Genomic DNA, 25401 nt, shown 5'->3' on the forward strand with positions numbered 1-25401 from the left:
GGCTTTTTTATGTCCGCTATTGAAAATCAGGCCATACAAAAACAATTAATTTTGTTGCCGTCCAGATCCCGGAAGTACGCACAGTAGTAAACATCCATGCGTGGGCCGGGTGCACCCTCGTCTTTTGCACCTAATTCCATCGCTTTTGCGTATAACGCATCGACTTGCTGTGAATTTGCGGCGGCCAGTGCCACCATACTGCCATTGCCTACTGTTGCCGGTTGCTCGTCGTAAGGCGTTGCCACTGCGAACATGGGGGCTGCCGGGTTATTTCCCCAGGCAATCATGCGTGGCGCATCAATGGCGCGCTGAGCACCCATTACGGCCAGTAATTCGTCGTAAAAAGCAGCTGCGCGGGGTAAATCATTGGTTCCAAAAATGGTGTAGGCAATCATATAAGTTCCTTAAATTCATGGCTGAATCGTATTATAGTACCCAGTAATACTATCTACTGGGCATAGAGTTCAATCTTTACTTGTTAAATGATAATAAGTATCATTTTCACAGTATGGACATCCTGGGATATATCAATGAACAAAATTAGTAAGAAAGTCGTAGTTTTACTCGCCGTATTCAGTGCGACAATAAGCATGAAAGCCAATGCAAATGGCGAAATCAGTGAGCACGTGAATAACCTCAGTGCGCACCTGACCGAATATGCTGAAGAAGTCACCTGGCTGTCAGACAAATTCAGTGGCGTAGTAAACGAATACAGTAAAAAGGGTAAGGCGGATTCTGATCAACTGATCGAATTCTGGGAAGAAGTTGATTTTCACTCGGCTATCGAAACCCAGTACGTTCCGGTTTATGCCACCATTTGGCAGGGTATTTACGGCGTCAAGGTTGCCATCGACAGCGGCGAAAAAGCGGCGGTGGTTGAAGCTGAGTTATTGAAGCTGAAACAAGCGCTGTGGCAAGGTCTGGGTGCCGTAAAACTGGCTGCACAGTATCAGCAAAAAGGCCTGGTACCGAAAGTCATGACGACGGAACAAGAGCCAACGACGGGCCCTGAAGTCATCGATGATATCAAAAAGAAACTGCATCGCGTTGTGGCAAAATATGCAGAGAAGTTAACCGAAGTTGCAACAACGTTGGTTCACGATACCTACCTGCAACGCTTTGAAGGCATTGAAGGTGCGCTCATTGAACTGGATGCGGAATTAGTGGAAGATCTGGAAAAAGATTTTAACGTGACTCTGCCTCAGGCCATTAGCAAAGACACCAGCGTTGACAACGTTCGTGCAGTGGTAGAAACCATGCAGGTGAAACTCGATAAAGCCAGAAGCTTACTGGTGAAAGCGGAAGAAAGCCGCAAAAGTGTATTTTAAGGACTCGCATGCAGCGTAGAGCGTTTATACGTGGTTTGGCCGCTACCGGTATTATCGGTAGCGGTTTTGGTTTAAGTGGGTTTGCGCGAATCGCAAACGCTGCCAATTCAATCTCTGTTGATCAATTACCAAAATTAACCGGCGAACTCACGCTGTATTTAGGGCGTGGCGAAGGCGGTTTGTACGAAAATGTGTTGCAGGCCATTCAGGACCGCAATCCGGGTTTTAAGCTGAATATTCGTCGTGGCGCAACAGCAGCGCTGGCAAATACACTGATTGCTGAAGCTAAAGCAGGTGTAAAGCGCGCGGATTTATTCTGGGCAGTGGATACCGGTTCTATTGGTGTCGTAACCGACGCCGGGCTGGCTAAGCCACTTCCTCAGGATTTGATCCAGCAACTCAGCCCGGGATTTCAGTATCCCTTATGGTCGCCGGTAACTGGTCGTATCCGCACCTTGCCTTACAATACCGACAGGCTGACCGCTGCTGAGATCCCAGACAGTATACTCGCACTGGCAGACAGTGATGTGAAAATTGGCTGGGCACCGGCTTATGCGTCGTTCCAGTCTTTTGTTACTGCAATGCGTTTACTCGAAGGCGACAAGGTAACCAAAGACTGGTTGAAAGCGATTAACGGCAAAGCCAAGAAATACGCAGGCGAACTGGGTGTGGTCATGGGCGTTGAACGCGGCGAAGTGGATATTGGCTTTGCGAATCATTACTACACGCTGCGTTTGAAAGCCGGTAAGCCAGATGCCTCAGTATCGCTAGCCTACACAAACAACGATGCGGGTTGTCTGGTGAATGCCTCGGGTATAGTGGCACTGAGTGACGGTGAGTTGCCGGTCAACTTTATCCGGTATCTGCTAACGAAGGAAGTTCAGTCGTACCTGGCGAGTGAAGCGTATGAGATTCCGTTAGTCAGTGACGTGGCATCGCCGCCGGGATTACAGGATTTGTCTACTTTAAATCCGCCGGAACTCGATCTCAGAAAACTGGCTGACTTACGGCCTACCATCAACATGATGCGCAGTATTGGGTTGTTGTGAGAAAACTGCCCGCATCGTATCCCATTGCTCTGTTAATTGCCGTATTTGCACTGTTACCTTTTGCAGTGCTGGTAGAGCTTGCTGCCGATGGCGGGCCTTGGTTTGACAGTCACAATATTCAGGTATTAATTAACACGCTGTTGTTAATGGTGCTCACCGGTGTGGGCGCTGTGCTAATCGGTGTGCCGCTTGCCGTTTTATTGGCTTTTGTGAATGTGCCATTCAAACGATTCTGGCTGGTGTTGTTCTCGGCGCCGCTGGCGTTACCCAGTTATCTCGGCGCCTTTACGATGTATTTTTCATTTGGTCAGGGCGGTGAACTCGAAACCTTGTTCGGGGTGTCATTTCCAGCTCTGGGAGGGCTTACCGGTGCTGCGCTGGTTATGTCTCTGTACACCTACCCTTTTGTTCTCATGACAACACGCTCGGCCTTGCTGAGCGTAGATACCAGTATGATCAATGCGGCGCGCACCCTTGGCTTGCCGGTAATGACCTGCCTTTGGCGTCTGGTGTTGCCGAGGGTCGTTAACAGCATTGCTGCAGGTGCCCTGCTTGCTGTGCTGTATGCGTTATCTGATTTTGGTACGCCGGCCATCATGGGCTTCGATACCTTTACCCGGGTTATCTTTGTGGAATACAACGCGTTTGGCTTAAGTCAGGCGGCAATGTTGTCTTTACAGCTTATGGTGTTGGTGGGACTGGTCTTGTTTCTGGAAGCACGGGTAAAAGCGCACAAAGAGCGGCCGGGCAAACCCCTCTCGATATGGCTTAGCAAAACTACCGTCAGTGCTGTACTCGTGCTTTTCCTGCCGGTTATTCTGCTGTCCATAGTGTTACCACTTGGCATTTTTGTTGTGTGGCTGCTTCGCGAAGGTGTCTCTGGTTTCGACTTGTCCTTTGCGTGGAACTCTGCCTACGCATCTATGCTGGCGGCCATTGCTGCTGTGGTGCTGGCGCTTCCTGTTGCTTATGCGGCACTTGCCGGGCGAGCCGGGCGAATCATGGAGCGTGTTACCTTTTTAGGGTTTGGTGTGCCAGGCATCGTCATGGGCACGGCGTTAGTTTACCTGGGGCTGAAGCTCCCGTTTTTGTACCAGAGCCTGGGCTTACTGGTGCTTGCTTATGTACTGCGTTTCCTGCCACTGGCGGTGGGTACAGTGCGGGCAACGGCAGAAAGCCTCGATGGCAGCTTAACCAAAGCGGCAAAAGTGCTGGGTGCCAGTAACTTTGAGGCGTTTTGGCGTGTTAGCGTTCCGCTGACCACCCGAGGCATCGTGGCCGGGGCTGCGTTGGTCTTTCTGGAAGCCATGCGCGAATTGCCCGCCACCCTGATGCTAGGGCCGACCGGTTTTGAAACATTGGCTACCTATTTGTGGCGTGTTTATGAAGCAGGCTATTTTGGCAGAGCAGCCGTACCCGGACTTCTGTTAATTTTGCTGTCCGGCCTGGGCTTGATTATCATGTTGTCTGGCGAACGTCATGCCGACATCGTTGGAGATAAGGAAAAGTAACCGCAATGCTGCAAGTGAATAACCTCTCGGTCCACTATGGCGATAAGCGCATAATTAACGACATTAGCTTTACGCTCAGCAGCGATGAGATCCTGATGTTAGTCGGTCCGACTGGCTGCGGTAAAACCACAATATTGCAGTGTGTTGCGGGTTTGGTCCCGCAAAGCGCAGGTGAAGTTGCATTCACAAATTGGCGCAGTACCTCTCAAAAGCACATTCCGCCAGAAAAGCGCAATCTGGGTATGGTGTTTCAGGACTTTGCTTTGTTTCCGCACCTGACTGTAGAACAGAATGTGTGTTTCAGGGTAAAAGATAGCACCCTTGCGGATCAGTGGCTTGAATTACTGGGCCTGAACGACAAACGCCACGTTAAACCCGGCAACTTGTCGGGTGGTCAAAAGCAGCGTGTTGCGCTGGCAAGAACACTGGCGCACCAACCGTCGGTGGTGTTGCTGGATGAACCCCTTTCAAACTTGGACGCGGCGTTAAAAGACAGTTTGCGCTGGGATATTCGCGATGCGTTAAAGCGGGCACAGGTACCTGCAATCTGGGTAACTCATGACCAAAGTGAAGCCTTGTCCGTGGGCGACCGGGTTGGCGTTTTGAAAGACGGCATTTTGCAGCAGCTCGATACCCCTGAACGCTGTTTCAGCGCGCCCAGCAACCCGTTTGTAGCGCGCTTTTTGGGTGAAGCGAGCTTCTTGCGCGGTCAGGTTCAGCCCGACGGTATCAATTCTGCGCTTGGTGTTATCAACAAGCGTCCGGAGTCTGTGTCAGACGGTGAAGTGCAGATCCTGGTAAGGCCCGACGATGTGTTGTTTGTTGAGTCAGGTGACAAGCCGAATGGCACAATTGATTACAGCCGGTATGAAGGCGAAACGCGGTTGTTTGGCATTACCCTGCATTCTGGCGAGAGTATTAAGTTGCGCGCCAACCACGAAGTAGTGTTCAAACCCGGAGATAACGTCCAGGTTGCGTTCAACGCAAACGAGTCGCCTGCCGTATTCCCCGCCGAATCTAGTAGTTAACTACAAAATCAGCGTGCCTGCAGCGAACAACCTGCAGGCTTCTGCTTAATTGCAGGTGTCCCGGCAGGCTGTGTTGTATCAACGCTTGTCTAAAATCACGCAAATAAGCACAACGCCGCAAAAAATAAGACCACTTTACTGATAAGCGCCGTCGTGTGTCGTACACTACTCCCCCTGTTAAAAACCATAAGTGACAAATGTATTGAACCAGCACAATGCAAATCAGACACTGACGCTCTGGGGGTTGGGCAAATCACAGTCGGCGGTGGTTACCCGAATTGATACCGGTTTAGGTGAGCAAATCACTGCGAGACTGGCTGAAATGGGGCTTGCTGACGGGCGCATCGTGCAGTGTGTGCGTCGCGGCCCGCTAGGTGGCCCAATGGTCCTGCAGCTCAGTGGCAGCGTGTTCGCTATAGAACAGGATCTGGCAAGCCGCATTCATATTTCTCTTCAGCCTTAACCCGCACATTCAGGAACAGTAGTCGTTATGCAACGCATATTAATGGTCGGCAAACCCAACTGTGGTAAAAGCTTGTTGTTCAACCAACTTACCGGATTGCGACAAAAGGTAGCTAACTACCCGGGGATCACCGTAGAGGTCACGCGAGGTAAGTTCGACAAGTTCGAACTGGTGGATTTACCCGGTGCCTATTCATTGAATGGCCTGACGCGCGATGAAGTCATAGCCGTTGAGGAAATCAAACGCTCGCTGGCCGATGAAGATACCCGCGTCGTGCTGGTGGTACTGGACGCGACGCGATTAGCACAAAGCCTGATCCTCGGCTTGCAGGTGAAACAGTTGGCAGCCGCGCAGGGCAAGCCGGTGATGTTTGCGCTGAATTTTATAGATGAAGTAAAACGCGTCGGTGAACATATTGATTCTGAAGGGCTATCGAATGCATTGGGTAGCCCGGTTATGCCGTTGTCGGCCCGTTCACTGGATGGCTTACACGAATTTAAACACGCGCTGCTGTCTATGGCCGACTGGCCGAACGTGCATGACAACAAGCAACAACCTCCTGTGGACTACTCCGATGTTGCCGCACGCAGTCAGGCGCTGGCCAGTGAGTTTGGTATTCAGCATGACATTGTGCTGAAGAACCAGAACCGCATCGACAGCTTTATGTTGAATAACTGGACTGGCGGGCTGATTTTTATCGCCGTCATGTTCGTGCTGTTCCAGAGTATTTTTACCCTCGCTGCGCCTTTAATGGACGGGGTCGAAGGCTTTATTGAACAAGCTGCCAGTGGTGTTGGTAGCCTGACCCAGAGAGGGATTTTCCACGATTTTGTGAATGACGCCCTGTTTGGTGGAGTCGGATCGTTTCTGGTGTTTGTGCCGCAAATTATGGTGCTAACGCTCATTATCGGGCTACTGGAAGATTCGGGATATTTGGCGCGCGCAGCATTAATGTGCCACCGTCCACTGAGCTTCTTTGGGTTATCAGGCCGCAGTTTTATTCCGTATCTGTCGGGTCATGCCTGTGCTATTCCAGCCATTATGGCGGCGCGAACTATCGAGTCGCCCCACAAGCGCCTCATCACCATGCTCACGATCCCTCTGATGTCCTGCTCAGCGCGCTTACCCGTGTATGCGTTACTCATTGCGGTGCTCGTTCCTGCCGATGGCACGTTTATGGGCGTGTTCAATCTGCAAGGCGCAGCATTTTTCGGGTTGTACTTCTTTGGGATCATCATGGCGCTAGTGATCAGTCAGGTGTTAAATCGCTTCTTACCGCGCGATCTGGAAAAGACCGATATGCCGTTTATTCTGGAGTTACCCAGCTATCGGTTGCCGCACTGGAAGCCGCTGTTTCAGCGTGTGTTAAACAGTGGATTGCAATTTATTCGCCGCGCCGGACCGATTATTTTTGTGGTGTCGGTGGGTATTTGGGTATTGGGCTATTTCCCGTTGAACGCGTCTCTCGAAGACTCCTGGTTAGGTCAAATTGGTCATTACATCGAACCTATCTTTGCCCCCATGGGACTGGACTGGCGTTACGGCGTGGCGATTCTGATGTCGTTTCTGGCTCGCGAAGTGTTTGTTGGCGCATTGGGTACCTTGTTTGGTATGGAAAGTGCCGATGAAGACGTCGCTGGTCTGGCCGAGCGCGTTCAAGCTGAAGGGCTAACCCCAGAGGCGGGTTTGGGTCTGGTATTGTTCTATGTGGTCGCGCTGCAGTGCGTGGCAACCGTGGCTATGCTGAAAGGTGAAAGTGGCAGTAGCAAATTGGCGTGGGGGCTTTATGTGGCTTACGGCTTATTGGCTTACGTGATTGCCGTGGTGGTGAATCAGTGCTTGGGGTTTGTTTTTGCCTGACGGTTTGCCTCACCTTGCACAGAAAACCTAAGACAAAGGGCGCTAAACAGCGCCCTTTCTTATACAGCAGGATTACTTGCTTTTCAGAGCAATGCTTTGCTTGTAATAAGCCAGCGCTGATTCGTGATCGCGGGTCTTTTCGTTAATTTCCGCCAGCAACAACAAGCCTTCCTGTGTAGGCTGAAGCTTCATGGCTTTCTGTAGTGCCTTATTGGCCAGCGCCAGGTCGTTAGCGCGATACGCTACCTGACCCAGAATACGGTAAAGCTCGGCGTTTTCCTCATCTGCCTTAATCCACTTCTCCAATGCCTGAATAGTGGGGGCCGGATTAGGCAGTGCCAGTTGTTTAAGCAATGGCAGAAAGGCGGCTTGCGGCCCGCGTTTTTGCCAGCCAAGTAATACGCTCTGGGCTTCCTGATGCATACCCTGAGCAAGCAATTGTTCGGCATAGGCAGCCTGGTAGCCCACATCGTTGCGCTGTTTTCGCGGCAGTGACTCCCAGAAGGTTTTTAACTGGATCGCACCTTGTTTGCTGGCTACTTCGGCCAAACGGCCTTTAGCAATTTGTTTGGACCATACGGTGTACTGTTCGCCCAGCACTTTTTTGTAGCCGTCGAGCTCGCTTTCCAGTGTGGCCCACTGGTTGCTCTCAGCCAAGGCTTGTACTCGCAGCGTAATAGCCGGGCGGGTTGCTTTTTGTTTGTCGTCCAGTTTGTCCAGCTCGGCCAGTGCGTCTTTGGGCTGATGTGCAGCCAGTGCCATACGGGCCAGCGTCACACGTGCTGCCAGCGAAGACGATGGGTACTCAGCGGCCTCGTTAAGCTTGCGCGTAGCAGTATCCTGCCTGCCTCGAGCGACAGCAGCCTGAGCGGAAACCAGATAGTTTACTCCCTCAAACTCGCCTTGCTCAGCGATCTCTGCGGCTTTGGTGGCGGCATCCCACTCACCTTCTGCTAATGCCTGAATACTGCGGTAAAACGCGCGCTGTTTTTTGCGCTCTGCACGACCGCCAAACCAGCTGCCCGAAAAACGGGTAAAGCGAATAACTCTGCCAAACAGCATGCTTGCCAGCATCCATATCACAATGGCACCCAGCAGCATAATGCCAAGGGCAACCACACTGGTTTCTACAACCAGGTTGCCCATGGAAATCAGCACGTAGCCTTTATTGTCTACCATCGCCGGGGCGGCTATCAGTGCAATCAGAACGACAACAATGAACAGCAGCTTGAATATCAGCTTTTTCATAAGGCGCTGACTCCTTCACCGAACACGCGTTTTACGCGGCTGTCTAACAGGGCTTCCAGCGCCGCTTGTGAGCTCAGTTCAGTTGGAATGGCTTTACTGATATCCGTGGCTTTTAAATGGTTCAGCGCGGTCTCAAAACCAGCAACTTCCGGGCTGTCGGTTAAAAAATTATCGCTGAGGATAGCCATGGCCTGTTCGAGGGAAGCCACAAAGAGCGCTTGCTCACTGGCCAGCGCTGCGGCTTGCGCCTGTTGTAGCGCCAGTTTCAGCTGTTCCTGGGCCAGCCATTTTTGCTTGGCTGTCATCAGTGGCTCAACGGGTTCATCGCGAAAATCAACGCTAATAAAGTCGTCGACCAGTGAATGCCAGACATTAAGCAGGTTTTGCTTCCAGTCAGCGGCGGAGTCGGTTACTGCTGTCTCTGGCGCCGAGTAGTTTTCTTCCGGCGCATCGAGTGGCAATTTGTTAATCTGTTTGAACATACCGTCCAATGCCAGCGCAACCGAGACTTGAGATGTAGGATTAACCTGTTGCAGTGCCTGAATGTCCTGGGCAATCAGCGCTCTTACTGGCAGCACAGAAGAATCTGACAAAGATTGTAAGCGCTTGTCGGCATTGCCCAGTAACATGATGGCTGTGCGCACGTCCTGCTCCAGCCACATCTTGCGGCCAGCCATACGTACCAGGTAGTCGGCTTCTGCAACTAACCAGTCTGTTGGGCGGCGACCGTTCATTTCTTGCAACTGCGCTTCAGCCGCCTCTAATGCCATGGCCAGTTCATTGACTTTGGCTTCCATGGCCTGTTGGTTTTCTGCCAGGGCTTTGTCGGTGGCTTCCTGTTTAGTCAGGTCTGTTTTGATGATGTTGCTGTCAGCGGCAACGCGGCTGCGCTGTTCGGTTAGGGTTTGAGAGACCGATGTCTGGAGCGCGTCCAGCTTGGTTTGGGTGACAGTACGTTCATTGATGAACCAGTAACCACCATAAGCCGCGGCTGCCAGCAAAATCAGGTTAAGCAGCACGAAAAACCACAACAACCCATTGCCCGACGATGCTTTCCCGGCCGGTTTGGCATTCGCAGTTGGCTCGGTCTTGCCGGACGCCTTGGCCTCGATGGTTTTAGGCATGCTGGCTTTGGCATTGTCTTGTGGTTGCTGATTATCAGCCATAGGTTACTCCCAGTTGTCCTTTATCCATGCAATGAGCGACGGGTCGTTGGCCTGCGGACAGATACCTACCTGTTGTATGCCCTGCTGACGCAATTGCTCTGCAATTCTTTCGCTTACCGTTAGCCATCGAAACTGACTTAACGGTTGCGCTTTATATTCGTTAATCAGGCACTGAGCCTGTTCGCCACTGGTTGCAACAATGCCGCTTATGGCTTCCCAGTCAATTGGCTGACTGAGCACCGGTGCTGCCAGTGGTTTACGCTCGTAAACATCAAAAATAGTCAGTCGGGCACCGCGAGATAACAGCTCGTCCTGAATACGGGTCCGACCACCCTTGCCTTTTAATAGCAAAATGCGCTGGTCGGCGCAATCACGCAAGCGTGGTAATGACAATACGCCGTCTGAATTTTCCTGTTCAGGCGTTATCACCGCGTTGGTAAATACGCCAAGTGCCTTTGCTGTACTTTTGCCTACCGCGACCACGTGTAGCGATGCGGGAAGCTGTATATTGGTGTGTTCACTTGTGTTGCGTAATGCCTCTACCGCTGCGGTGCTCGTTACGATCAATATGCCAGTGCTGTGTTGGTTTACCCACTCCGTCACGTTTGCCGCAGCATGAGGATCATGCTGTATACGCTGTAAGGCAACAACAGACGCATTGAGTCCGGCCTGGGCAAATGCGTTTGCACTTGCTGCCTGCTTGGGCTCAGGTCGGGTAACCAAATACACGACAAATGACTCGTTAGTCGTTGTGAAGTGCAGCCAGAATATCGCCCGCGCCCTGCGCCAGCAACGACTCTGCTACTTCAATACCAATTTGCTCAGCAGTGTCGCGATGTCCCTGGGCATTGGCGTACAAAATGGTTGCACCATCGGCGGTGCCTACCAGCCCGGTCAGGTGGATGGTGTCATCCTGAAGCGTAGCGTAGCTGCCGATAGGTACCTGACAGCCGCCTTCCAGGCGCGCATTCATCGCACGTTCTGCGGTAACGCGACTGGCGGTGTCTGCATGGTTTAAGGCGGCAAGTAATTCGATTAACTCGCTATCGTCATTGCGACATTCGATGCCCACTGCGCCTTGCCCAACGGCGGGCAGCGAGTCTGTGTGTGCGATAGGTTGCGTGATGCGATCTTCCATGCCCAGACGAATAAGTCCGGCACAGGCCAGAATAATGGCGTCATATTCATTGGCGTCGAGTTTTGCCAGGCGGGTATTCACATTGCCGCGTAAATCCTTGATGACCAAATCCGGACGGTGGTGTCTTAACTGGCATTGACGACGCAGGCTGCTGGTGCCCACTACCGCGCCCTCAGGTAGCGCTTGCAGTGAGTCGTAGCGGTTCGACACAAACGCATCGAAGGGATTTTCGCGTGGGCAAATGGCATGCAAACCAAATCCGTCAGGAAAGTCGACGGGTACGTCTTTCATAGAGTGTACGGCGATATCGGCACGCCCTTCCAGCATGGCCACTTCCAGTTCTTTAATGAACAGTCCTTTGCCGCCAATTTTTGCCAAAGGGGTATCCAGAATGCGGTCACCCTGCGTGGACATGGGGACTAATTCAACATCAACATGGGGGTGATGGTGCAAGAGCTGGGCTTGCACGTACTCGGCTTGCCACATTGCCAGTGCGCTTTTACGCGTGGCAATTCTGATGGTGCGTTGAGGCTTCACTGCGTTATTCGCCATAGGGAAAATTCTTGTATTTCAGAAACTATTTCAATCATCACAGTGTAACTGAAATTGCCTGAACGCGCGACGAAATTAGCTTGATCTGCCTCTATCTGAGCACGACTAAGTCAGGCGTGCCTGAATCCACGCGCTGATGTCATTTATTTCGTCCATACACACATTGTGTTGCATGGCGTAGGTCTTCCATTTGGCCTGATAGCCCGCGTCTTTCAGTGTTTGGTAGGCGGCTTGCCCCATGGCGACAGGCACTACGTCATCGTGGGTGCCGTGTCCGAACTGGATCGGCGTTTGTTTGTTGGCGTCGTGCGCTTCTTCTGCCAACAGACTGGGTTCGCACATATAGGTCGATAACGCCAGAATGCCTGCCAGGGTTTTGCTGTAGCGTGTACCCAGGTGCAGGGCAATAACGCCGCCCTGGGAAAATCCGGCCAGAATAATGCGGTTGGCGGGCATGCCTTTGGCAATTTCATCTTCAATGAGCTGTTCAACCAGCGCAGCGGATTCTTTGACACCACCTAAATCGGCGCGTTTGTCGAAATCCATGGACTTAATGTCATACCAGGCACGCATTCTCATGCCGCCGTTAATGGTAACCGGGCGTTCCGGTGCATGGGGAAATACAAAGCGAATGGCAAGCGACTCTGGCAGTCTTAATTCAGGTACAATTGGCGCGAATCCATGGCCTGAGTCTCCGAGGCCGTGCAACCAAATCACGGTCGCTTTTACTTCAGTAGCGGGATTAATGTCGACAAAAGGTAGCGGCTGACTCATTGTAACAATGTCCTTGGTTTTGTTGTTTTTACGCCGGAATTATTATTCTGGAATATTGCTATGCAAACCTATCATCTAGAATGAAGGTGAGCAATCGCCAACTTTGTCTACAATACCCGCGTGAAACGGTAATTTGTAACAAAGCTTGTGAATCACTGTGTTGGGCTGTGCTACACTCTGGGTTTTACTTCCCTTTGCGATAAATATTAGGTGTTATGAGTACATTACTGGGCAACTTGTTTATTTTGGCGGCGCCGTCGGGTGCGGGCAAATCGAGCTTGATTAAAGCGTTGCTGGCGAAAACGCCGCCAACCGGCGCGAATCCGCTGCAGGTGTCGGTATCACATACTACCCGTAAGCCGCGTCCGGGCGAAGTGAATGGTGAGCACTATCATTTTGTGTCGCACGCTGAATTTGAAGCGCTGATCGCGCAAAACGCGTTTTTTGAGTACGCCGAAGTGTTCGGTAATTACTATGGCACGTCGCGGATCACCATTGAAGAAACCCTGCATCAGGGTATCGATGTGTTTCTGGATATCGACTGGCAGGGCGCGCGCCAGGTTAAAAAGCTGATGCCCGACACCTGCGGCGTATTTATTTTGCCACCGTCTGTTGAGACGCTGCGCCAACGCCTTGAAGGCCGTGGTCAGGATGATGAGAGTGTGATTGCTAAGCGCATGGCGGAAGCGGTGTCTGAAATGTCGCACTACAATGAGTTCGATTACGTGCTGATCAACGACGATTTTGACACCACGCTGGCCGAATTAAACAACATTGTGCAGGCACAGCGACTCAGAACGCATAAACAACAGCTGCGGCATGATGCGCTGGTCAAGGCGTTATTGGCCTAAGCACAAATTTAGTACTACCCTTTTTACGCCGTGTTGTTGTATACTACGCGGCCATTTTTAGTAATAGTATTGTTCAGTTCGGAGATATACATGGCTCGCGTTACAGTCGAAGATGCAGTAGATAAAGTTGGTAACCGTTTTGACCTGGTGCTGGTTGCTGCGCGTCGTGCTCGCCAAATCGCTACAGAAGGCAAAGAGCCTATGGTTGATGTTAGTAACGACAAACCTACCGTTACTGCATTGCGCGAAATCGAAGAAGGTCTGGTAACAGCAGAAACCATCGAACAGGATGAGCTGCGTGACCAACAAAGTCAGGACCACGTAGAGTTTGCTTCAGTAGCAAATATTCTGTCTGACCAGTAAGCCGATCGGCCTCTGGAAGCACTTTTTGACAGCGCCAGTGATTCTTGTTTAAGAAACACTGGCGTTTTTCGTTGGAAAGAAGCTCATTTCACCGTATTCTTAACGCTTGATATTATTGGAAATGCGTAACAAACGTGTATCTGTTTGAAGGGTTAAAGCAAAAAATCGCCGAATACTTGCCGCCTGAACGAGTGAAACTCGTACAGGACTCTTTTGTATTGGCTCACGAAGCGCACGATGGGCAGATGCGCTCGAGTGGCGATCCCTATATCACTCACCCGGTCGCAGTTGCCAGTATTTTGGCCGATATGCACATGGACCATGAAACCCTCATGGCTGCCTTGCTGCACGACGTTATCGAAGACACCCACTACAGCCAGGAAGATTTAGCGGACGCCTTTGGCGATACCGTTGCTGATCTGGTGGAAGGGGTGAGTAAGCTGGACAAAATTGCGTTTAGCAGCAAACAAGAAGCCCAGGCTGAAAACTTTCGTAAGATGATGATGGCCATGGTGCAGGATATTCGGGTTATTCTGATCAAGCTGGCCGACCGCACGCACAACATGCGTACACTGGGTTCCTTACGCCCGGACAAGCGCCGCCGCATTGCACTGGAAACGCTGGAAATCTACTCGCCCATTGCACACCGCCTGGGTATTCACGATATTAAAAACGAACTGGAAGACCTCGGCTTTCAGGCGATGTATCCCATGCGCCACCGCGCATTAAAGTCTGCCGTTAAACAGGCCCGGGGCAATCGCAAAGAAATCATCGAAAATATTCGTCAGGAATTATCTACCCGTTTAGCGGAATACAAAATCGACGCCACCGTACTGGGGCGCGAAAAACACCTGTATTCCATTTACCGCAAAATGAAAAACAAAGAAAAGATGTTCAACGAAGTCATGGACATCTATGCGTTTCGTATTGTGGTGCATTCAGTGGATGACTGTTATCGCTCGCTGGGTGCGATGCACGGGTTGTACAAGCCAATTGAGACCCGTTTTAAAGATTACATTGCGATACCGCGCACCAACGGCTATCAGTCGTTGCACACGTCGTTAGTGGGTCCGCACGGTATTCCGGTTGAAGTACAAATTCGTACCGTAGCCATGGACCAAATGGCCGACAAAGGCGTTGCAGCGCACTGGCTGTACAAAGAGTCTGGCGACGGCACAACCGCACAGCTGCGCGCACGCAAATGGATGCAGTCGCTGCTGGAATTACAGCAAAGCGCCAGCTCGTCATTTGAATTTATTGAAAGCGTAAAGACCGATTTATTCCCGGATGAGATTTACGTATTCACACCGGATGGCAGAATTATTGAGTTACCGGCGGGCGCAACCGCGGTGGACTTCGCTTATGCGGTGCACTCCGATATCGGTAATACCTGCGTAGGTGTGCGGGTTGAGCGTCGCAACTTCAGCCTGAGCAAGCCGTTGGAAAATGGCCAGACGGTAGAAATTATTACGTCGCCCAAAGCGAAGCCGAATGCGAATTGGCTGAACTTTGTGGTGAGTGCCCGGGCGCGTACTCGCATTCGTCAGTACCTGAGAAAGCAACAGTCGCAAGAAGCCATTAACATGGGTAACCGCCTGTTGCGTCATGCATTGGGTGCGGTAAAACTGGATGATATTTCTCAGGAAGATATCGATCGCGTCGTGGCTGAAACCAAGCACGAAACGTTCGATGATTTGTTGGTAGACATTGGGCTGGGTAACGAGCTTAGCGCCATTGTTGCGCGCCGTTTATTGGGCGAAAGCGAAGATATCGAGAAGAAAGGCAATGTGGCCATTCGCGGCACCGAAGGCCTGTTGGTGACGTATGCCCGTTGTTGCCACCCTATTCCGGACGACGAAATTGTATCGGTACTGAGCCCGGGTAAAGGCATGACCATTCACCAAAACGGTTGCCCGAATATTCGCAAGCTGGCTAAAGAGGAGCCGCAGCGAGTATTGCGCATGCAGTGGGACGAAGAACCACAGGGTGAATTTAAAGCCTCGCTGCGTATTGAACTGTTTAATCACCAGGGCACGCTGGCGAACCTGACCAATAATATCGCCGCCTGCGATTCCAATATTATTGGCCTGCAAACGGAAGAAAAAGAGAGCAATGTTTACTTCGTGGACATTGAGCTGACCACTTATAATCGGGTGCATTTGGCCAATGTCATGCGTAAAATTCGCACCATGCCCGAAGTACAAAAAGTGTCGCGACACAGCCAGTCGCGCCATCAATAACTTTATTACCCACAGGACTCATTATGTCTAAGTCAATCATTCAAACCGATAACGCGCCTGCAGCGATTGGTACTTACAGCCAGGCTGTGAAAGCAGGCACGACAGTGTATTTGTCGGGTCAGATCCCTTTGGTGCCGGAAACCATGCAACTGGTGTCTGATGATTTTGCAGAACAAGCCACTCAGGTGTTCGAAAACATCAAAGCAGTGTGTGAAGCGGCTGGCGGTACTACTAATGATTTGGTGAAAGTAAACATTTACTTACTTGATCTTGGTAACTTCGCTACCGTGAATGAAATCATGGCAAAGTACTTTACTAAGCCCTACCCGGCTCGCGCTGCAATTGGTATTAAAGCGCTGCCTAAAGATGCGCTGATCGAGATCGATGGCGTGATGGAACTGCCGGAGTAAGTCATGACCCCTGAACGTTACCAGCGTATTAGGGATATGCTGGCTAAACGTCAGACGGATTTGACCGTATGTCTGGAGAACGTCCACAAGCCGCACAATGTGTCGGCTGTGGTACGCACCTGTGATGCCATTGGTATTCACAAGGTTCACGCGGTGTGGGAAAACCAGTACCGCGTGCGTTCCGGCACAGCAATGGGCAGTCAACAATGGGTAAACGTGGATACACATGAAAATGTGACCGACGCCATTGGCGCGCTCAAAGCACAAAATATGCAGGTGCTGGTTACTCACTTATCCGATAAAGCGGTAGATTTTCGCGACATCGATTACACCAAGCCCACGGCTATTTTGTTTGGGCAGGAGAAGTACGGTGTGACTGACGAAGCCATCGCTATGTGCGATCAGGATATCGTAATCCCCATGGTAGGCATGGTGCAGTCGCTCAATGTATCGGTAGCAGCCGCACTGGTGCTGTATGAAGCACAACGACAGCGCCAGATAGCCGGTATGTATGATGTGCAGCATCTTTCAGAGGAAGAGTGTCAGCGTATGCTGTTCGAGGGGGGCTACCCGGTTCTCACTAAGGTGTGTAAGCGCAAAGGCATCCCATACCCGCCCATTGACGAACAGGGGCAAATCGCTGCTGACGACAGTTGGTGGCAGCAAATGCAGTTATCTACCCGCGCATTGGCGTCACTCAACGCATAAATCCCGTTTTTTGCGCTAAACGCAGCAATACAGGAAAGAAAAAGACCGCTTTGCAGGTCTTTTTATATTCCTGAATGACTGTGAGAAACCCTATGCGTTCTATTTTAGTATTAGCACTGTTTGTAAGTGTTCTTGTTGCACCACTTTCCATGGCACAACCGCGCGAGATTGCACCAGAAGCATCCGCTGTTCGTCCATTACTTAATGGCATGACCATTCCCAATGTTACGGTAAAACTGGCCGACGGTTCACCAGTAAGTCTGGCTGCGCTAACCATGCAAAAGCCAACGGTGATTCTGTTTTATCGCGGCGGCTGGTGCCCGTATTGCAATCGCCAGTTTGCTGAACTGCAAACTGTTGAGCAGGATATTATCGACCTCGGTTACCAAATTCTGGCTATCTCGCCGGAAACACCAGAAAACCTGCAAAAGCAGGCACTGAAAACAGAAATGAAAGTAACGCAGTTGTCGGATACCGACCTGAACGCTATTCGCGAGTTTGGATTGGGCTTTCACGTCGACAAGGTTACGCAGATGCGATACGCCGCCAATAACATTAATCTGGCTAAAGACGCTGACGGCAAAGCGGTATTACCAGCGCCAGGTGTCTTTATTGTGAATCAGAAAGGTCAGGTGGAATTCAGCTATGTAAACCCGGACTTTAAAGTACGCCCTTCGGCAGAGCTAATTTTAAACGTCGCAAAAGTACTGGCGAAATAATCGCTATCGAGTCGGGCCGGCGTGCCCGACTAGCCTTCCGGGCATGCAATCTGGTGGCGTTGCATGTAATCAATCAGGTCTAGGGCATCGTGTCTGCCGGTATTGACCAAGCCATTGTAGACGCCGGTTTTGTCGGCAGCTGACTTGTGCTGACCCAACTTCCTGACCCCTTCCAGCGAGGTAACGCGCAGTTGAATGCCCACAATACCCCTGAGTAATTTTTGTTGGTAGTCGGCTTGTGCACTGCCAGATTCAGGACGTGCCATGTCAGGCTCGAACTTGTCCATGATGCGGTCAATGACCTCCAGGGTGGCAGTATCGTCCAGTGCGTTCAAGTGCCCCTTGGCGTGTACAGCAACATAGTTCCAGGTGGGAACATTGGGCGAACTTGCGTACCAGCCAGGCGAAATATATGCGTGTGGCCCGGCAAAGACAGCTAGCGATTCGGTATTATCCAGTTTTTTCCAGTGTGGGTTCCCACGGGCCACGTGTCCTTCCAGAACCAGGTCGTCGCCGTCTTGTCTTGCCAGTAAAGGAATATGCGTTGCCTGCAGATTCTGGCTTACCAGCACCGCAAAGGCGTATTCATCGATAAACGCAAGCTGTTCAGTTTTCTCTTTAAAAGCAAAGGGCGCGGGGACAAACATAGCAATTCTCAAAAGCCAACACGAAAACCACAGTTGACCATAATTTGCGTGGCGGTACTAACGAATTTCTACAAATGGCAGGAATCGCGGGGCTGACTCGGTTTCGCTGCGTTCAAACTCATTAAATGGCGGGGTAGCTAAATCATCCGGTGGTGCAGCAAGCATATTTAAATCAACCGCCTGAGCCTTGCCGTAAATTGCGCCATCGCGCACGTCGAACTCGTAGTAAATACCATTCCAGAAATTCGCGCCGAACTCGCCCTTCTTCTTGAACATAAACAACAGGTCGTGCGATAACCAGCTCAGATCGGTTGCTGTTACTGTGCGAGGTTGCTCATAAGGGTAACGCAGGTGACACCATAGCTCCGGCCCTTCCAGGCACTTCATTTCTTTCATCGACAGAAAGTAATCGGTAAAAAGCGCGTAGTCGATATCGATGGTGTAACTGACCCTGTCGCTGTTATCAGTCGGCGTAAATAAAACTGTGCCGATGGCCAGCTGTTCCCCTTTGTTGCCCATCAATACAATGGTTTTTTTACCGGCAAGTGGGCCCGTAGGTTGGTCATCGGTACTTACACAAGCCAATAGCAACAGGCAAATACAGGCTGTTAGTGTGAATCGTGAAATCTGGTACATGAGCACAACAACATGTTCTTTTATTCGTTTAAAAAACTATAGGTGTTTGCAGCGTTATCGAAAGGGTACTTTAGTACGTTTTATGTCCTCCTTGTTGGTTGCAATGCAGGCGACACTAGGGTGATTGATTCTCGCAGTCCGGCTTAACCGCGCATTCAGGCTCGCAATGCACTAAGGCTTGAATTACACTGCTGTGTATAAATACAGGAAGGAATATTCATTATTATGCGAGCGGAAGAGTCGCTTGCCACGCTACCTATTACACAACTTAAAGGCGTGGGCGCAAAAGTCGCAGAAAAACTCGCGAAAATAGGCTTAAACACCGTGCAGGATGTGCTGTTTCATTTGCCATCCCGCTACGAAGATCGCACGCGCATCTACACCATTGGTGACTGCCGGCCGTTTACCCACGTCAGCATTTTGGGCGAGGTCATGTCGGCAGATATTCAGTACGGTAAAAAGCGCATGCTGGTGGTGAAACTCAGTGACGGCACCGGCACCATTACCCTGCGCTTTTTTCACTTCGGCACACTACAACGCAATATGATGACGCCCGGCAATGAACTGCGTTGTTTCGGTGAAATTCGCACGGGTAAGTGGGGGCTGGAAATGATGCACCCCGAATTCAAACTCATTGAGGCCGATACCGAAGAACTGGAAGAAACCCTGACTCCGGTGTATCCCACCACCGAAGGCGTCAAACAACTTACCCTGCGCAACCTAACCGAACAGGCATTAGCCATGCTGGATAAAGGCGCGCTGAATGACTTGTTACCCGACGGCATGTACAGCCAGCAGGTGAGTCTGGCTGATGCGTTAAAGCTGGTTCATCGTCCGCCACCCAGCGTAGCCGTAGAGCAGTTGGAAGACGGTAAACATCCGGCGCAAATGCGTTTAATTCTGGAAGAGCTGCTGGCTCAGCATTTAAGCGTGCTAAAAATCAGGCAGCAAAGCGATGCGCAGCCGGGTATAGCTATTGACGTAGACAACGGTTTAATTGAAAAGCTGCTAGGGAATTTGCCATTTTCACCTACCGGCGCTCAGCAGCGTGTGGTAGCTGATATTCAGCAGGATATGCGGCAGCCACGACCAATGATGCGTCTGGTGCAGGGCGATGTAGGCTCAGGTAAAACCCTGGTAGCTGCACTGGCTGCGTTATCAGCGATTGGGGCGGGTTATCAGGTTGCGTTGATGGCGCCAACGGAGCTGTTGGCAGAGCAACATGCCAATAACTTCAGCCAGTGGCTGGAGCCATTAGGGATTCAGGTAGGCTGGCTGGCCGGCAAGCTAAAAGGCAAGGCCCGTGAGCAGGTATTGGAAAACCTGGCTAATGGCACCATTCAAATGCTGGTGGGAACCCATGCGATTTTTCAGGAGCAGGTAACTTACAGTCAACTAGCGCTGGTGATTGTTGATGAGCAACACCGTTTTGGTGTGCATCAGCGACTGGCGCTGCGTGAAAAAGGCGAGGCCCAGGGGCGCTTCCCGCATCAGCTAATTATGACCGCCACCCCCATCCCCCGCACACTGGCTATGACTGCCTACGCTGACTTGGACACCTCGGTGATTGATGAATTACCGCCGGGCCGTACGCCGGTTAAAACCGTGGCTCTGCCCGATACCCGGCGTGGTGATGTAATTGAACGGGTGCGCGAAGCCTGTGGTGAGCAGGGCCGTCAGGCGTATTGGGTGTGTACGTTGATTGACGAATCCGAAGTGCTGCAGTGTCAGGCAGCAGAAGACACAGCAGTAATACTCAAAACCGCCCTGCCCGACTTAAATGTGGGGTTGGTTCATGGCCGTTTAAAAGCCGCTGAAAAACTGGCGGTAATGGATGCGTTTAAAGCCGGTGAACTGGATTTGCTGGTAGCCACCACGGTAATTGAAGTTGGTGTGGACGTGCCCAATGCCAGCCTTATGATCATCGAAAACCCTGAACGCCTCGGGTTAGCCCAGCTACACCAGCTGCGCGGCCGTGTTGGGCGGGGCGCTGTCGAGAGCCACTGCGTGCTGATGTATCAAAGCCCGCTGTCGAAAACCGCGACCAAGCGTTTGGCGGTGCTACGCGAATCTAATGACGGCTTTTACATCGCTCAGCGGGACTTAGAAATTCGAGGGCCAGGCGAGTTGATGGGCACCCGCCAGACCGGTATGGCTGAACTTAAAATTGCCGACTTAGTGCGCGACGCTCAGCTTATTCCACAGGTACAGCATATAGCAGTAAAGCTCTGGCAGGAGTATCCATCCCATGCTCAGGCCATCATTAACCGCTGGATTGGTCACAAGGAGCAATATGGTCATGCCTGATTCGGTGCCCGTTATTTTCGACAATCAAACTGCGCCCACCGCCGCTCAACAAGCCGTGCTTGATATTGCACAGCAAGCTGGCCTGGCAATAGCCGCGGAAAGCGACGCAATTTTACAGTTGCACATTGTGGACGACTGCCTGGTGTTAAACGACGCCAGCGACGCGAAAAGTCAGGGCGTGAAAGTAGACTTTTTATCCGGCCAGAGTCAGTACCGACGGGCCCATGGCGGAGGCAACAAAGAGCCCATCGCAAAAGCCATTGGATTAAAACAAGGCAACCAGATGTCGGTTGTGGATGCCACGCCGGGGCTAGGTCGCGATGCATTTGTATTAGCAGCACTGGGCGCTAATGTCACCATGGTTGAGCGCTCACCGGTGGTGTATGCACTGCTGGCAGATGGTTTGCGCAGGCTGGCAATGCAAGAGCCCGAATTAGCATCCCGTTTTAGTCTGGTGCACGCTAATAGTGCTGAGTACATGCAAACTCAGCCGGCTGGTAGCGTGGAAGCCGTTTATCTGGACCCCATGTTTCCGCATAAGAAAAAGTCCGCCTTGGTAAAAAAAGAAATGCGTGTTTTTCAGGCTTTGCTGGGCCCGGATGTTGATGCCGATGCATTGTTACCCGCAGCGCAAGCTATTGCTTTAAAACGCGTTGTTGTTAAGCGCCCGAACAGTGCGCCGTTTTTGGCGCAAACTAAACCTTCCATGGCAATCAGCAGCAAAAAACATCGATTTGATGTATATATCAATGTTTAACTATGCTGTTATAGTACTTAAAACAATCTAAAGCGGTTAAGAACGCGCCGCGTTATACACTTTTACACTTGGGAGACGAGCATGTTAGAAGTTGGTAGTACCTTACCTGAAGTATCGTTTGGCTATATCAAAGATGGCAAAATGACCGATCCGCGCACTAACGAAATTTTTGGCGATAAACGCGTTGTTGTGTTTGCCGTTCCGGGTGCATTTACACCAACTTGTTCACAGGCGCATCTGCCTGGCTACGTTGCATTGGCCGATAAAATTAAAGCCAAAGGCGTGGACACTATTGTGTGCCTGAGCGTGAATGACGCCTACGTAATGGATGCCTGGGGTAAAGCCTCGAACGCAGAAGAAATTATGATGCTGGCTGATGGCAACGGGTTCTTTACCAAAAGTATTGGCATGGACATGAACACCAGTGATTTTGGTGGTACCCGTTCTGTTCGTTACTCTATGCTGGTGGAAGATGGCGAAGTCGTTAAGATTTTCGTAGAAGATCCAGGCCGCTTTGAAGTGAGCGATGCCGAAACCATGCTGAAAAACCTGTAATAGTCTGCTGTTGCTAAGAAGGCATCTGTCTTCTTAGCATTCCCTTCCTGTTTCACCATTTCCAATTCCTGTGCTTGCTTTAAACAGGCAACGCTCTACCTGATTAGCGCCGTGCCGCTAAATTGCAATTTATCTTAAGCGTTTTGTGTATTCCGTTTTGCGCAAAATTGTGTCAGTTTAAAAAGTTAACTCACATAACAAATAAAAAACGTTGCCATAAAAAAGGAATCAGTATGAAGCTTAAGGTATCAGGGCGAAAACTCGTGTTGGGGTGTGTCATGGCACTGTCTCTAACGGGGTGTGGCGAAAGCACCGATCCCACCCAGGTAGCCGTAACGGGCGGTGTCGTACAAGGCGTAAAAAACAATAACGTTATCGCATTCAAAGGCATTCCGTTTGCAGCGCCGCCGGTTGGTGACTTGCGTTGGCGGGCCCCTCAGGCTGTGCAGCCCTGGGAAGGTGTACTAGAAGCCAACGACTATGGCAATGACTGCATGCAGCTTCCGTTTCCCAGCGACGCCGCGCCATTAGGCAAAACACCCGCAGAAGACTGTCTCTACGTTAACGTTTGGAAACCCGCTGATGCCAATGAAAATACGCCGGTCTTAGTGTGGTTTTACGGCGGTGGTTATGTGAATGGCGGCGCGTCACCAGCAGTTTACAATGGCGAGCACTTCGCCGAGAGCGGCGTCATTTTTGTGAGCTTTAATTACCGTTTGGGACGTTTTGGCTTCTTTGCGCACCCTGCACTCACCGAAGAAGCGAAAGCGAACAATGAGCCGACGGCTAATTTTGCGGTGATGGACCAGGTGACCGCACTGCACTGGGTGAAAAACAACATTGCTGCTTTTGGCGGTGACCCGTCGCAAGTCACGATTATTGGTGAGTCAGCTGGTGGGGATTCTGTTCTAACCATGATGCAAACCGCACCGGCCAATGGGCTGTTTCAACGCGCCGTTATTATGTCGGGCGGCGGTCGCTCGCTTACCCAGCGCAGAGTGCTCAGTAAAGCAGAATCGGGAGAGCAATCGGCTGAGGCTATTGGTGAGAACTTTGCTGAAGCTAAGGGTATTAGTGCATCAGGTGCTGAGGCACTGGCAGCGCTGCGGGAGTTAAGTGGTGAGAGTGTGGTTGACGGTTATAACCTGGCAACCATGTTTGCACCGCCGGCAGGCGGCAAGACCACCTATGTAGGCGGGCCGGTGCAGGACGGTGAGCTGATCACCGGTAGCATTCAGTCTGCTCTGGAGAATGACACGGTAGCCGACGTTGATGTCATGGTTGGCGCAACCAGCATGGACATTGGCTTTAACGCGTTCCCCGACAAAGCCAGTTTGTTTGCTTCTTACGGCGAGTTTGCTGAGGCCGCAGAAGCCGCTTACGATCCAACCGGTGATGCACCGCTGCAGCTAGTGGGCTACATGGCCGGTCAGGATCGGATGATGCAGGAACCGGCAAGATTTGTCGCAACACAAATGACCCAATCAGGCCAGCAAGCCTACTATTACCGGTTTGGGTATGTGGCGGACTCACTGAGTAACGAACCCGGTGCGGCACATGCATCGGATATTCCGTTTTTCTTCAAAACGGTGGATGCGAAATACGGCGCTGCGTTAACGCCAAAAGACGCCGAGACGTCGGCTATGATCCATCAGTACGTAGCAAACTTCGCCAAAACCGGTAACCCGAATGGCGAAGGGCTCGCAACCTGGGAAGCGTTTGACCCGGCCGTGTCTAATATGATGGACTTCAATCGGGCCGGTGAGGGCAGTCATGCTGTCGACCCATGGAAAGCGCGTCTGGATGTGGTGGCTAAGGCAGCAAGCCGATAGCGGAGGCATACCTAATTTACCTGAACTGACTTATACTACGCTCCTTGAAAGAGGAGCGTGTAGTGAAACAGTTCGACGTGGTAGTGATTGGCGCCGGTGCAGCAGGCTTATTCTGTGCGGCAGAGGCGGGTAAACGGGGCCGGAAGGTACTGGTACTGGATCACGCCAAAAAGATTGGCCGTAAAATTCTGATGTCTGGCGGCGGTCGCTGTAACTTCACCAACATGTACGCCAGTGCCGAAAACTATCTGTGCGAAAACCCGCATTTCTGTAAGTCTGCGTTGAGCCGCTATACCCAGTGGGACTTCATTGGACTGGTGGCCGAATACGGCATTCCCTATCACGAAAAGACTTTAGGCCAGCTGTTCTGCGACAACTCCGCGTCGGACATCGTAGATATGCTGATGAAAGAATGCAGCAAATCTGGGGTAACCATTACCACGCGATGCGAAATTGGCGGCGTCACAAAAACCGATGAGGGATTTGCGCTAGCCACGTCACAAGGTGATTACCAGTGTGAGTCGCTGGTAATCGCAACAGGCGGCCTGAGTTTACCCAAGCTGGGCGCAACGCCATTTGGCTATCAAATTGCTGAACAGTTTGGTTTAAACGTGTTGCCCACTCGTGCCGGATTGGTGCCTTTTACCCTGCACGAGCAGGAGAAAACACTGCTCGCCCAGTTAAGCGGCATCGCTATAGATACCTACGCCAGCTGCAACGACACCACCTTTAAAGAGGCTACCTTATTTACCCATAGGGGGTTGAGTGGCCCTGCCATGCTGCAGATATCCAGCTTTTGGCAGCCGGGCGATACCTTGCATTTGAATGCTGCGCCTAGCCTGGACGTGAGTGAGGATCTCACTGAATCACAATTAAAGAACCCTGATTCTTTATTAACGACCTGGTTGGCAAAACACTACCCGAAACGCGTGGCCAGCACGCTGTGTGAATTACATGGCTGGGATAACAAACCACTAAAACAACTCAATACCAGAGACATCGACAATATCGTCGACAAACTCACCGACTGGCAAATAAAGCCAAATGGGACAGAAGGTTACCGCACCGCTGAGGTGACACTGGGTGGCGTGGATACCGACGAGTTATCGTCTAAAACCATGATGAGTAAGAAAGTAGAACAATTATTCTTTATCGGCGAAGTCGTAGACGTAACCGGCTGGCTCGGCGGTTACAACTTCCAGTGGGCCTGGAGCAGCGGCTGGGCCGCTGCGCAGTATGTATGATTAACTTTGAGTCTG

The 25401-nt window shown here is 51.3% G+C and carries 25 protein-coding genes; 17 read left to right on the top strand and 8 right to left on the bottom strand.

The window, feature by feature from the left end:
- Positions 1-26: 26 nt before the first annotated feature.
- Entirely contained in the window at positions 27-395 is a 369-nt protein-coding gene (locus BUB81_RS14945; RefSeq protein ID WP_073324147.1) for a VOC family protein, read from the bottom strand.
- Positions 396-530: 135 nt separating this feature from the next.
- On the opposite strand from BUB81_RS14945, the gene BUB81_RS14950 reads away from it, so the two are divergent.
- The 6 genes from BUB81_RS14950 (at position 531) to feoB (ending at position 7239) form a co-directional block, all read left to right on the top strand.
- Positions 531-1328 (top strand): hypothetical protein, encoded by a 798-nt coding sequence (locus BUB81_RS14950; protein ID WP_073324148.1) that lies wholly within the window; start codon positions 531-533, stop codon positions 1326-1328.
- A gap of 8 nt (positions 1329-1336) precedes the next feature.
- Positions 1337-2377 (top strand): extracellular solute-binding protein, encoded by a 1041-nt coding sequence (locus BUB81_RS14955; protein WP_073324149.1) that lies wholly within the window; start codon positions 1337-1339, stop codon positions 2375-2377.
- Complete coding sequence (locus tag BUB81_RS14960; RefSeq protein ID WP_073324150.1) at positions 2374-3888, top strand: ABC transporter permease; 1515 nt, start codon at positions 2374-2376, stop codon at positions 3886-3888. The genes BUB81_RS14955 and BUB81_RS14960 overlap by 4 nt, the downstream gene beginning before the upstream one ends.
- A 5-nt stretch (positions 3889-3893) precedes the next feature.
- Entirely contained in the window at positions 3894-4916 is a 1023-nt protein-coding gene (locus tag BUB81_RS14965; RefSeq protein ID WP_073324151.1) for an ABC transporter ATP-binding protein, read from the top strand.
- 190 nt (positions 4917-5106) lie between these two features.
- On the top strand, positions 5107-5379 hold the full coding sequence (locus BUB81_RS14970) for a FeoA family protein (protein ID WP_084526615.1): 273 nt from the start codon (positions 5107-5109) through the stop codon (positions 5377-5379).
- A gap of 27 nt (positions 5380-5406) precedes the next feature.
- On the top strand, positions 5407-7239 hold the full coding sequence (gene feoB / locus BUB81_RS14975) for a ferrous iron transporter B (RefSeq protein ID WP_073324152.1): 1833 nt from the start codon (positions 5407-5409) through the stop codon (positions 7237-7239).
- Between the two features lie 72 nt (positions 7240-7311).
- Here feoB and BUB81_RS14980 read toward each other — a convergent pair whose 3' ends face one another.
- The 5 genes from BUB81_RS14980 to BUB81_RS15000 all read right to left on the bottom strand — a co-directional run bounded on the left by BUB81_RS14980 (position 7312) and on the right by BUB81_RS15000 (position 12117).
- Positions 7312-8487: a heme biosynthesis HemY N-terminal domain-containing protein gene (locus BUB81_RS14980; protein ID WP_073324153.1), complete on the bottom strand. Its 1176-nt coding sequence runs from the start codon at positions 8485-8487 to the stop codon at positions 7312-7314.
- A complete protein-coding gene (locus BUB81_RS14985; protein ID WP_073324154.1) occupies positions 8484-9653 on the bottom strand; it encodes a uroporphyrinogen-III C-methyltransferase in 1170 nt (389 codons plus the stop codon). The genes BUB81_RS14980 and BUB81_RS14985 overlap by 4 nt, the downstream gene beginning before the upstream one ends.
- Before the next feature lie 3 nt (positions 9654-9656).
- The gene (locus BUB81_RS14990) at positions 9657-10382 is read right to left on the bottom strand and encodes a uroporphyrinogen-III synthase (RefSeq protein ID WP_073324155.1); all 726 of its coding nucleotides are present in this window, start codon (positions 10380-10382) and stop codon (positions 9657-9659) included.
- A gap of 13 nt (positions 10383-10395) precedes the next feature.
- On the bottom strand, positions 10396-11343 hold the full coding sequence (hemC, locus tag BUB81_RS14995) for a hydroxymethylbilane synthase (RefSeq protein WP_073324156.1): 948 nt from the start codon (positions 11341-11343) through the stop codon (positions 10396-10398).
- Between the two features lie 105 nt (positions 11344-11448).
- Positions 11449-12117: an alpha/beta hydrolase gene (locus BUB81_RS15000; RefSeq protein WP_073324157.1), complete on the bottom strand. Its 669-nt coding sequence runs from the start codon at positions 12115-12117 to the stop codon at positions 11449-11451.
- 215 nt (positions 12118-12332) lie between these two features.
- Between BUB81_RS15000 and gmk the strand changes: the two genes are divergently transcribed.
- From gmk to BUB81_RS15030, 6 genes are all read left to right on the top strand, one after another.
- Positions 12333-12968 (top strand): guanylate kinase, encoded by a 636-nt coding sequence (gene gmk, locus BUB81_RS15005; RefSeq protein ID WP_073324158.1) that lies wholly within the window; start codon positions 12333-12335, stop codon positions 12966-12968.
- Between the two features lie 90 nt (positions 12969-13058).
- Entirely contained in the window at positions 13059-13331 is a 273-nt protein-coding gene (gene rpoZ, locus BUB81_RS15010) for a DNA-directed RNA polymerase subunit omega (RefSeq protein WP_073324159.1), read from the top strand.
- Positions 13332-13465: 134 nt separating this feature from the next.
- Complete coding sequence (spoT, locus tag BUB81_RS15015; RefSeq protein ID WP_073324160.1) at positions 13466-15571, top strand: bifunctional GTP diphosphokinase/guanosine-3',5'-bis pyrophosphate 3'-pyrophosphohydrolase; 2106 nt, start codon at positions 13466-13468, stop codon at positions 15569-15571.
- Between the two features lie 23 nt (positions 15572-15594).
- Positions 15595-15981, top strand: a complete 387-nt coding sequence (locus tag BUB81_RS15020; RefSeq protein ID WP_073324161.1) for a RidA family protein — start codon at positions 15595-15597, stop codon at positions 15979-15981.
- Positions 15982-15984: 3 nt separating this feature from the next.
- Positions 15985-16689: a tRNA (guanosine(18)-2'-O)-methyltransferase TrmH gene (gene trmH / locus BUB81_RS15025; RefSeq protein ID WP_073324162.1), complete on the top strand. Its 705-nt coding sequence runs from the start codon at positions 15985-15987 to the stop codon at positions 16687-16689.
- Positions 16690-16781: 92 nt separating this feature from the next.
- The gene (locus BUB81_RS15030) at positions 16782-17408 is read left to right on the top strand and encodes a peroxiredoxin-like family protein (RefSeq protein WP_073324163.1); all 627 of its coding nucleotides are present in this window, start codon (positions 16782-16784) and stop codon (positions 17406-17408) included.
- A gap of 29 nt (positions 17409-17437) precedes the next feature.
- Here BUB81_RS15030 and BUB81_RS15035 read toward each other — a convergent pair whose 3' ends face one another.
- Together BUB81_RS15035 and BUB81_RS15040 are read right to left on the bottom strand one after the other, a co-directional pair.
- The gene (locus BUB81_RS15035) at positions 17438-18055 is read right to left on the bottom strand and encodes an FMN-binding negative transcriptional regulator (protein WP_073324164.1); all 618 of its coding nucleotides are present in this window, start codon (positions 18053-18055) and stop codon (positions 17438-17440) included.
- Positions 18056-18112: 57 nt separating this feature from the next.
- Positions 18113-18691, bottom strand: coding sequence for a hypothetical protein (locus BUB81_RS15040; protein WP_073324165.1), 579 nt, complete (start codon positions 18689-18691; stop codon positions 18113-18115).
- Positions 18692-18916: 225 nt separating this feature from the next.
- Here BUB81_RS15040 and recG point away from each other — a divergent pair, with 225 nt between their 5' ends.
- The 5 genes from recG to BUB81_RS15065 all read left to right on the top strand — a co-directional run bounded on the left by recG (position 18917) and on the right by BUB81_RS15065 (position 25386).
- Positions 18917-20998, top strand: coding sequence for an ATP-dependent DNA helicase RecG (gene recG / locus BUB81_RS15045; RefSeq protein WP_073324166.1), 2082 nt, complete (start codon positions 18917-18919; stop codon positions 20996-20998).
- The gene (locus tag BUB81_RS15050) at positions 20991-21755 is read left to right on the top strand and encodes a class I SAM-dependent methyltransferase (RefSeq protein WP_073324434.1); all 765 of its coding nucleotides are present in this window, start codon (positions 20991-20993) and stop codon (positions 21753-21755) included. Before recG ends, BUB81_RS15050 begins: the two co-directional genes overlap by 8 nt.
- A gap of 81 nt (positions 21756-21836) precedes the next feature.
- The gene (locus BUB81_RS15055; RefSeq protein WP_073324167.1) at positions 21837-22310 is read left to right on the top strand and encodes a peroxiredoxin; all 474 of its coding nucleotides are present in this window, start codon (positions 21837-21839) and stop codon (positions 22308-22310) included.
- A 233-nt stretch (positions 22311-22543) separates the two neighbouring features.
- Entirely contained in the window at positions 22544-24142 is a 1599-nt protein-coding gene (locus BUB81_RS15060; protein WP_073324168.1) for a carboxylesterase/lipase family protein, read from the top strand.
- 62 nt (positions 24143-24204) lie between these two features.
- Entirely contained in the window at positions 24205-25386 is a 1182-nt protein-coding gene (locus BUB81_RS15065) for a BaiN/RdsA family NAD(P)/FAD-dependent oxidoreductase (RefSeq protein WP_073324169.1), read from the top strand.
- Positions 25387-25401: the final 15 nt, after the last annotated feature.

Origin of the sequence: Marisediminitalea aggregata, assembly GCF_900129565.1 — a bacterium.
In the GTDB taxonomy this organism is placed as follows: Bacteria; Pseudomonadota; Gammaproteobacteria; order Enterobacterales; family Alteromonadaceae; genus Alteromonas; species Alteromonas aggregata.

What these genes read in the sequence shown, in the direction of transcription:
- BUB81_RS14950 (WP_073324148.1), top strand. Translation starts at nt 531, where the DNA reads ATGAACAAAATTAGTAAGAAAGTCGTAGTTTTACTCGCCGTATTCAGT.
- BUB81_RS15060 (WP_073324168.1), top strand. Translation starts at nt 22,544, where the DNA reads ATGAAGCTTAAGGTATCAGGGCGAAAACTCGTGTTGGGGTGTGTCATG.
- BUB81_RS15040 (WP_073324165.1), bottom strand. Translation starts at nt 18,691, where the DNA reads ATGTACCAGATTTCACGATTCACACTAACAGCCTGTATTTGCCTGTTG.
- BUB81_RS14945 (WP_073324147.1), bottom strand. Translation starts at nt 395, where the DNA reads ATGATTGCCTACACCATTTTTGGAACCAATGATTTACCCCGCGCAGCT.
- BUB81_RS15050 (WP_073324434.1), top strand. Translation starts at nt 20,991, where the DNA reads ATGCCTGATTCGGTGCCCGTTATTTTCGACAATCAAACTGCGCCCACC.
- rpoZ (WP_073324159.1), top strand. Translation starts at nt 13,059, where the DNA reads ATGGCTCGCGTTACAGTCGAAGATGCAGTAGATAAAGTTGGTAACCGT.
- feoB (WP_073324152.1), top strand. Translation starts at nt 5,407, where the DNA reads ATGCAACGCATATTAATGGTCGGCAAACCCAACTGTGGTAAAAGCTTG.
- BUB81_RS15035 (WP_073324164.1), bottom strand. Translation starts at nt 18,055, where the DNA reads ATGTTTGTCCCCGCGCCCTTTGCTTTTAAAGAGAAAACTGAACAGCTT.
- BUB81_RS15000 (WP_073324157.1), bottom strand. Translation starts at nt 12,117, where the DNA reads ATGAGTCAGCCGCTACCTTTTGTCGACATTAATCCCGCTACTGAAGTA.
- trmH (WP_073324162.1), top strand. Translation starts at nt 15,985, where the DNA reads ATGACCCCTGAACGTTACCAGCGTATTAGGGATATGCTGGCTAAACGT.
- BUB81_RS14965 (WP_073324151.1), top strand. Translation starts at nt 3,894, where the DNA reads ATGCTGCAAGTGAATAACCTCTCGGTCCACTATGGCGATAAGCGCATA.
- BUB81_RS14980 (WP_073324153.1), bottom strand. Translation starts at nt 8,487, where the DNA reads ATGAAAAAGCTGATATTCAAGCTGCTGTTCATTGTTGTCGTTCTGATT.
- BUB81_RS14955 (WP_073324149.1), top strand. Translation starts at nt 1,337, where the DNA reads ATGCAGCGTAGAGCGTTTATACGTGGTTTGGCCGCTACCGGTATTATC.
- hemC (WP_073324156.1), bottom strand. Translation starts at nt 11,343, where the DNA reads ATGGCGAATAACGCAGTGAAGCCTCAACGCACCATCAGAATTGCCACG.
- gmk (WP_073324158.1), top strand. Translation starts at nt 12,333, where the DNA reads ATGAGTACATTACTGGGCAACTTGTTTATTTTGGCGGCGCCGTCGGGT.
- BUB81_RS14985 (WP_073324154.1), bottom strand. Translation starts at nt 9,653, where the DNA reads ATGGCTGATAATCAGCAACCACAAGACAATGCCAAAGCCAGCATGCCT.
- BUB81_RS15030 (WP_073324163.1), top strand. Translation starts at nt 16,782, where the DNA reads ATGCGTTCTATTTTAGTATTAGCACTGTTTGTAAGTGTTCTTGTTGCA.
- BUB81_RS15020 (WP_073324161.1), top strand. Translation starts at nt 15,595, where the DNA reads ATGTCTAAGTCAATCATTCAAACCGATAACGCGCCTGCAGCGATTGGT.
- BUB81_RS15055 (WP_073324167.1), top strand. Translation starts at nt 21,837, where the DNA reads ATGTTAGAAGTTGGTAGTACCTTACCTGAAGTATCGTTTGGCTATATC.
- recG (WP_073324166.1), top strand. Translation starts at nt 18,917, where the DNA reads ATGCGAGCGGAAGAGTCGCTTGCCACGCTACCTATTACACAACTTAAA.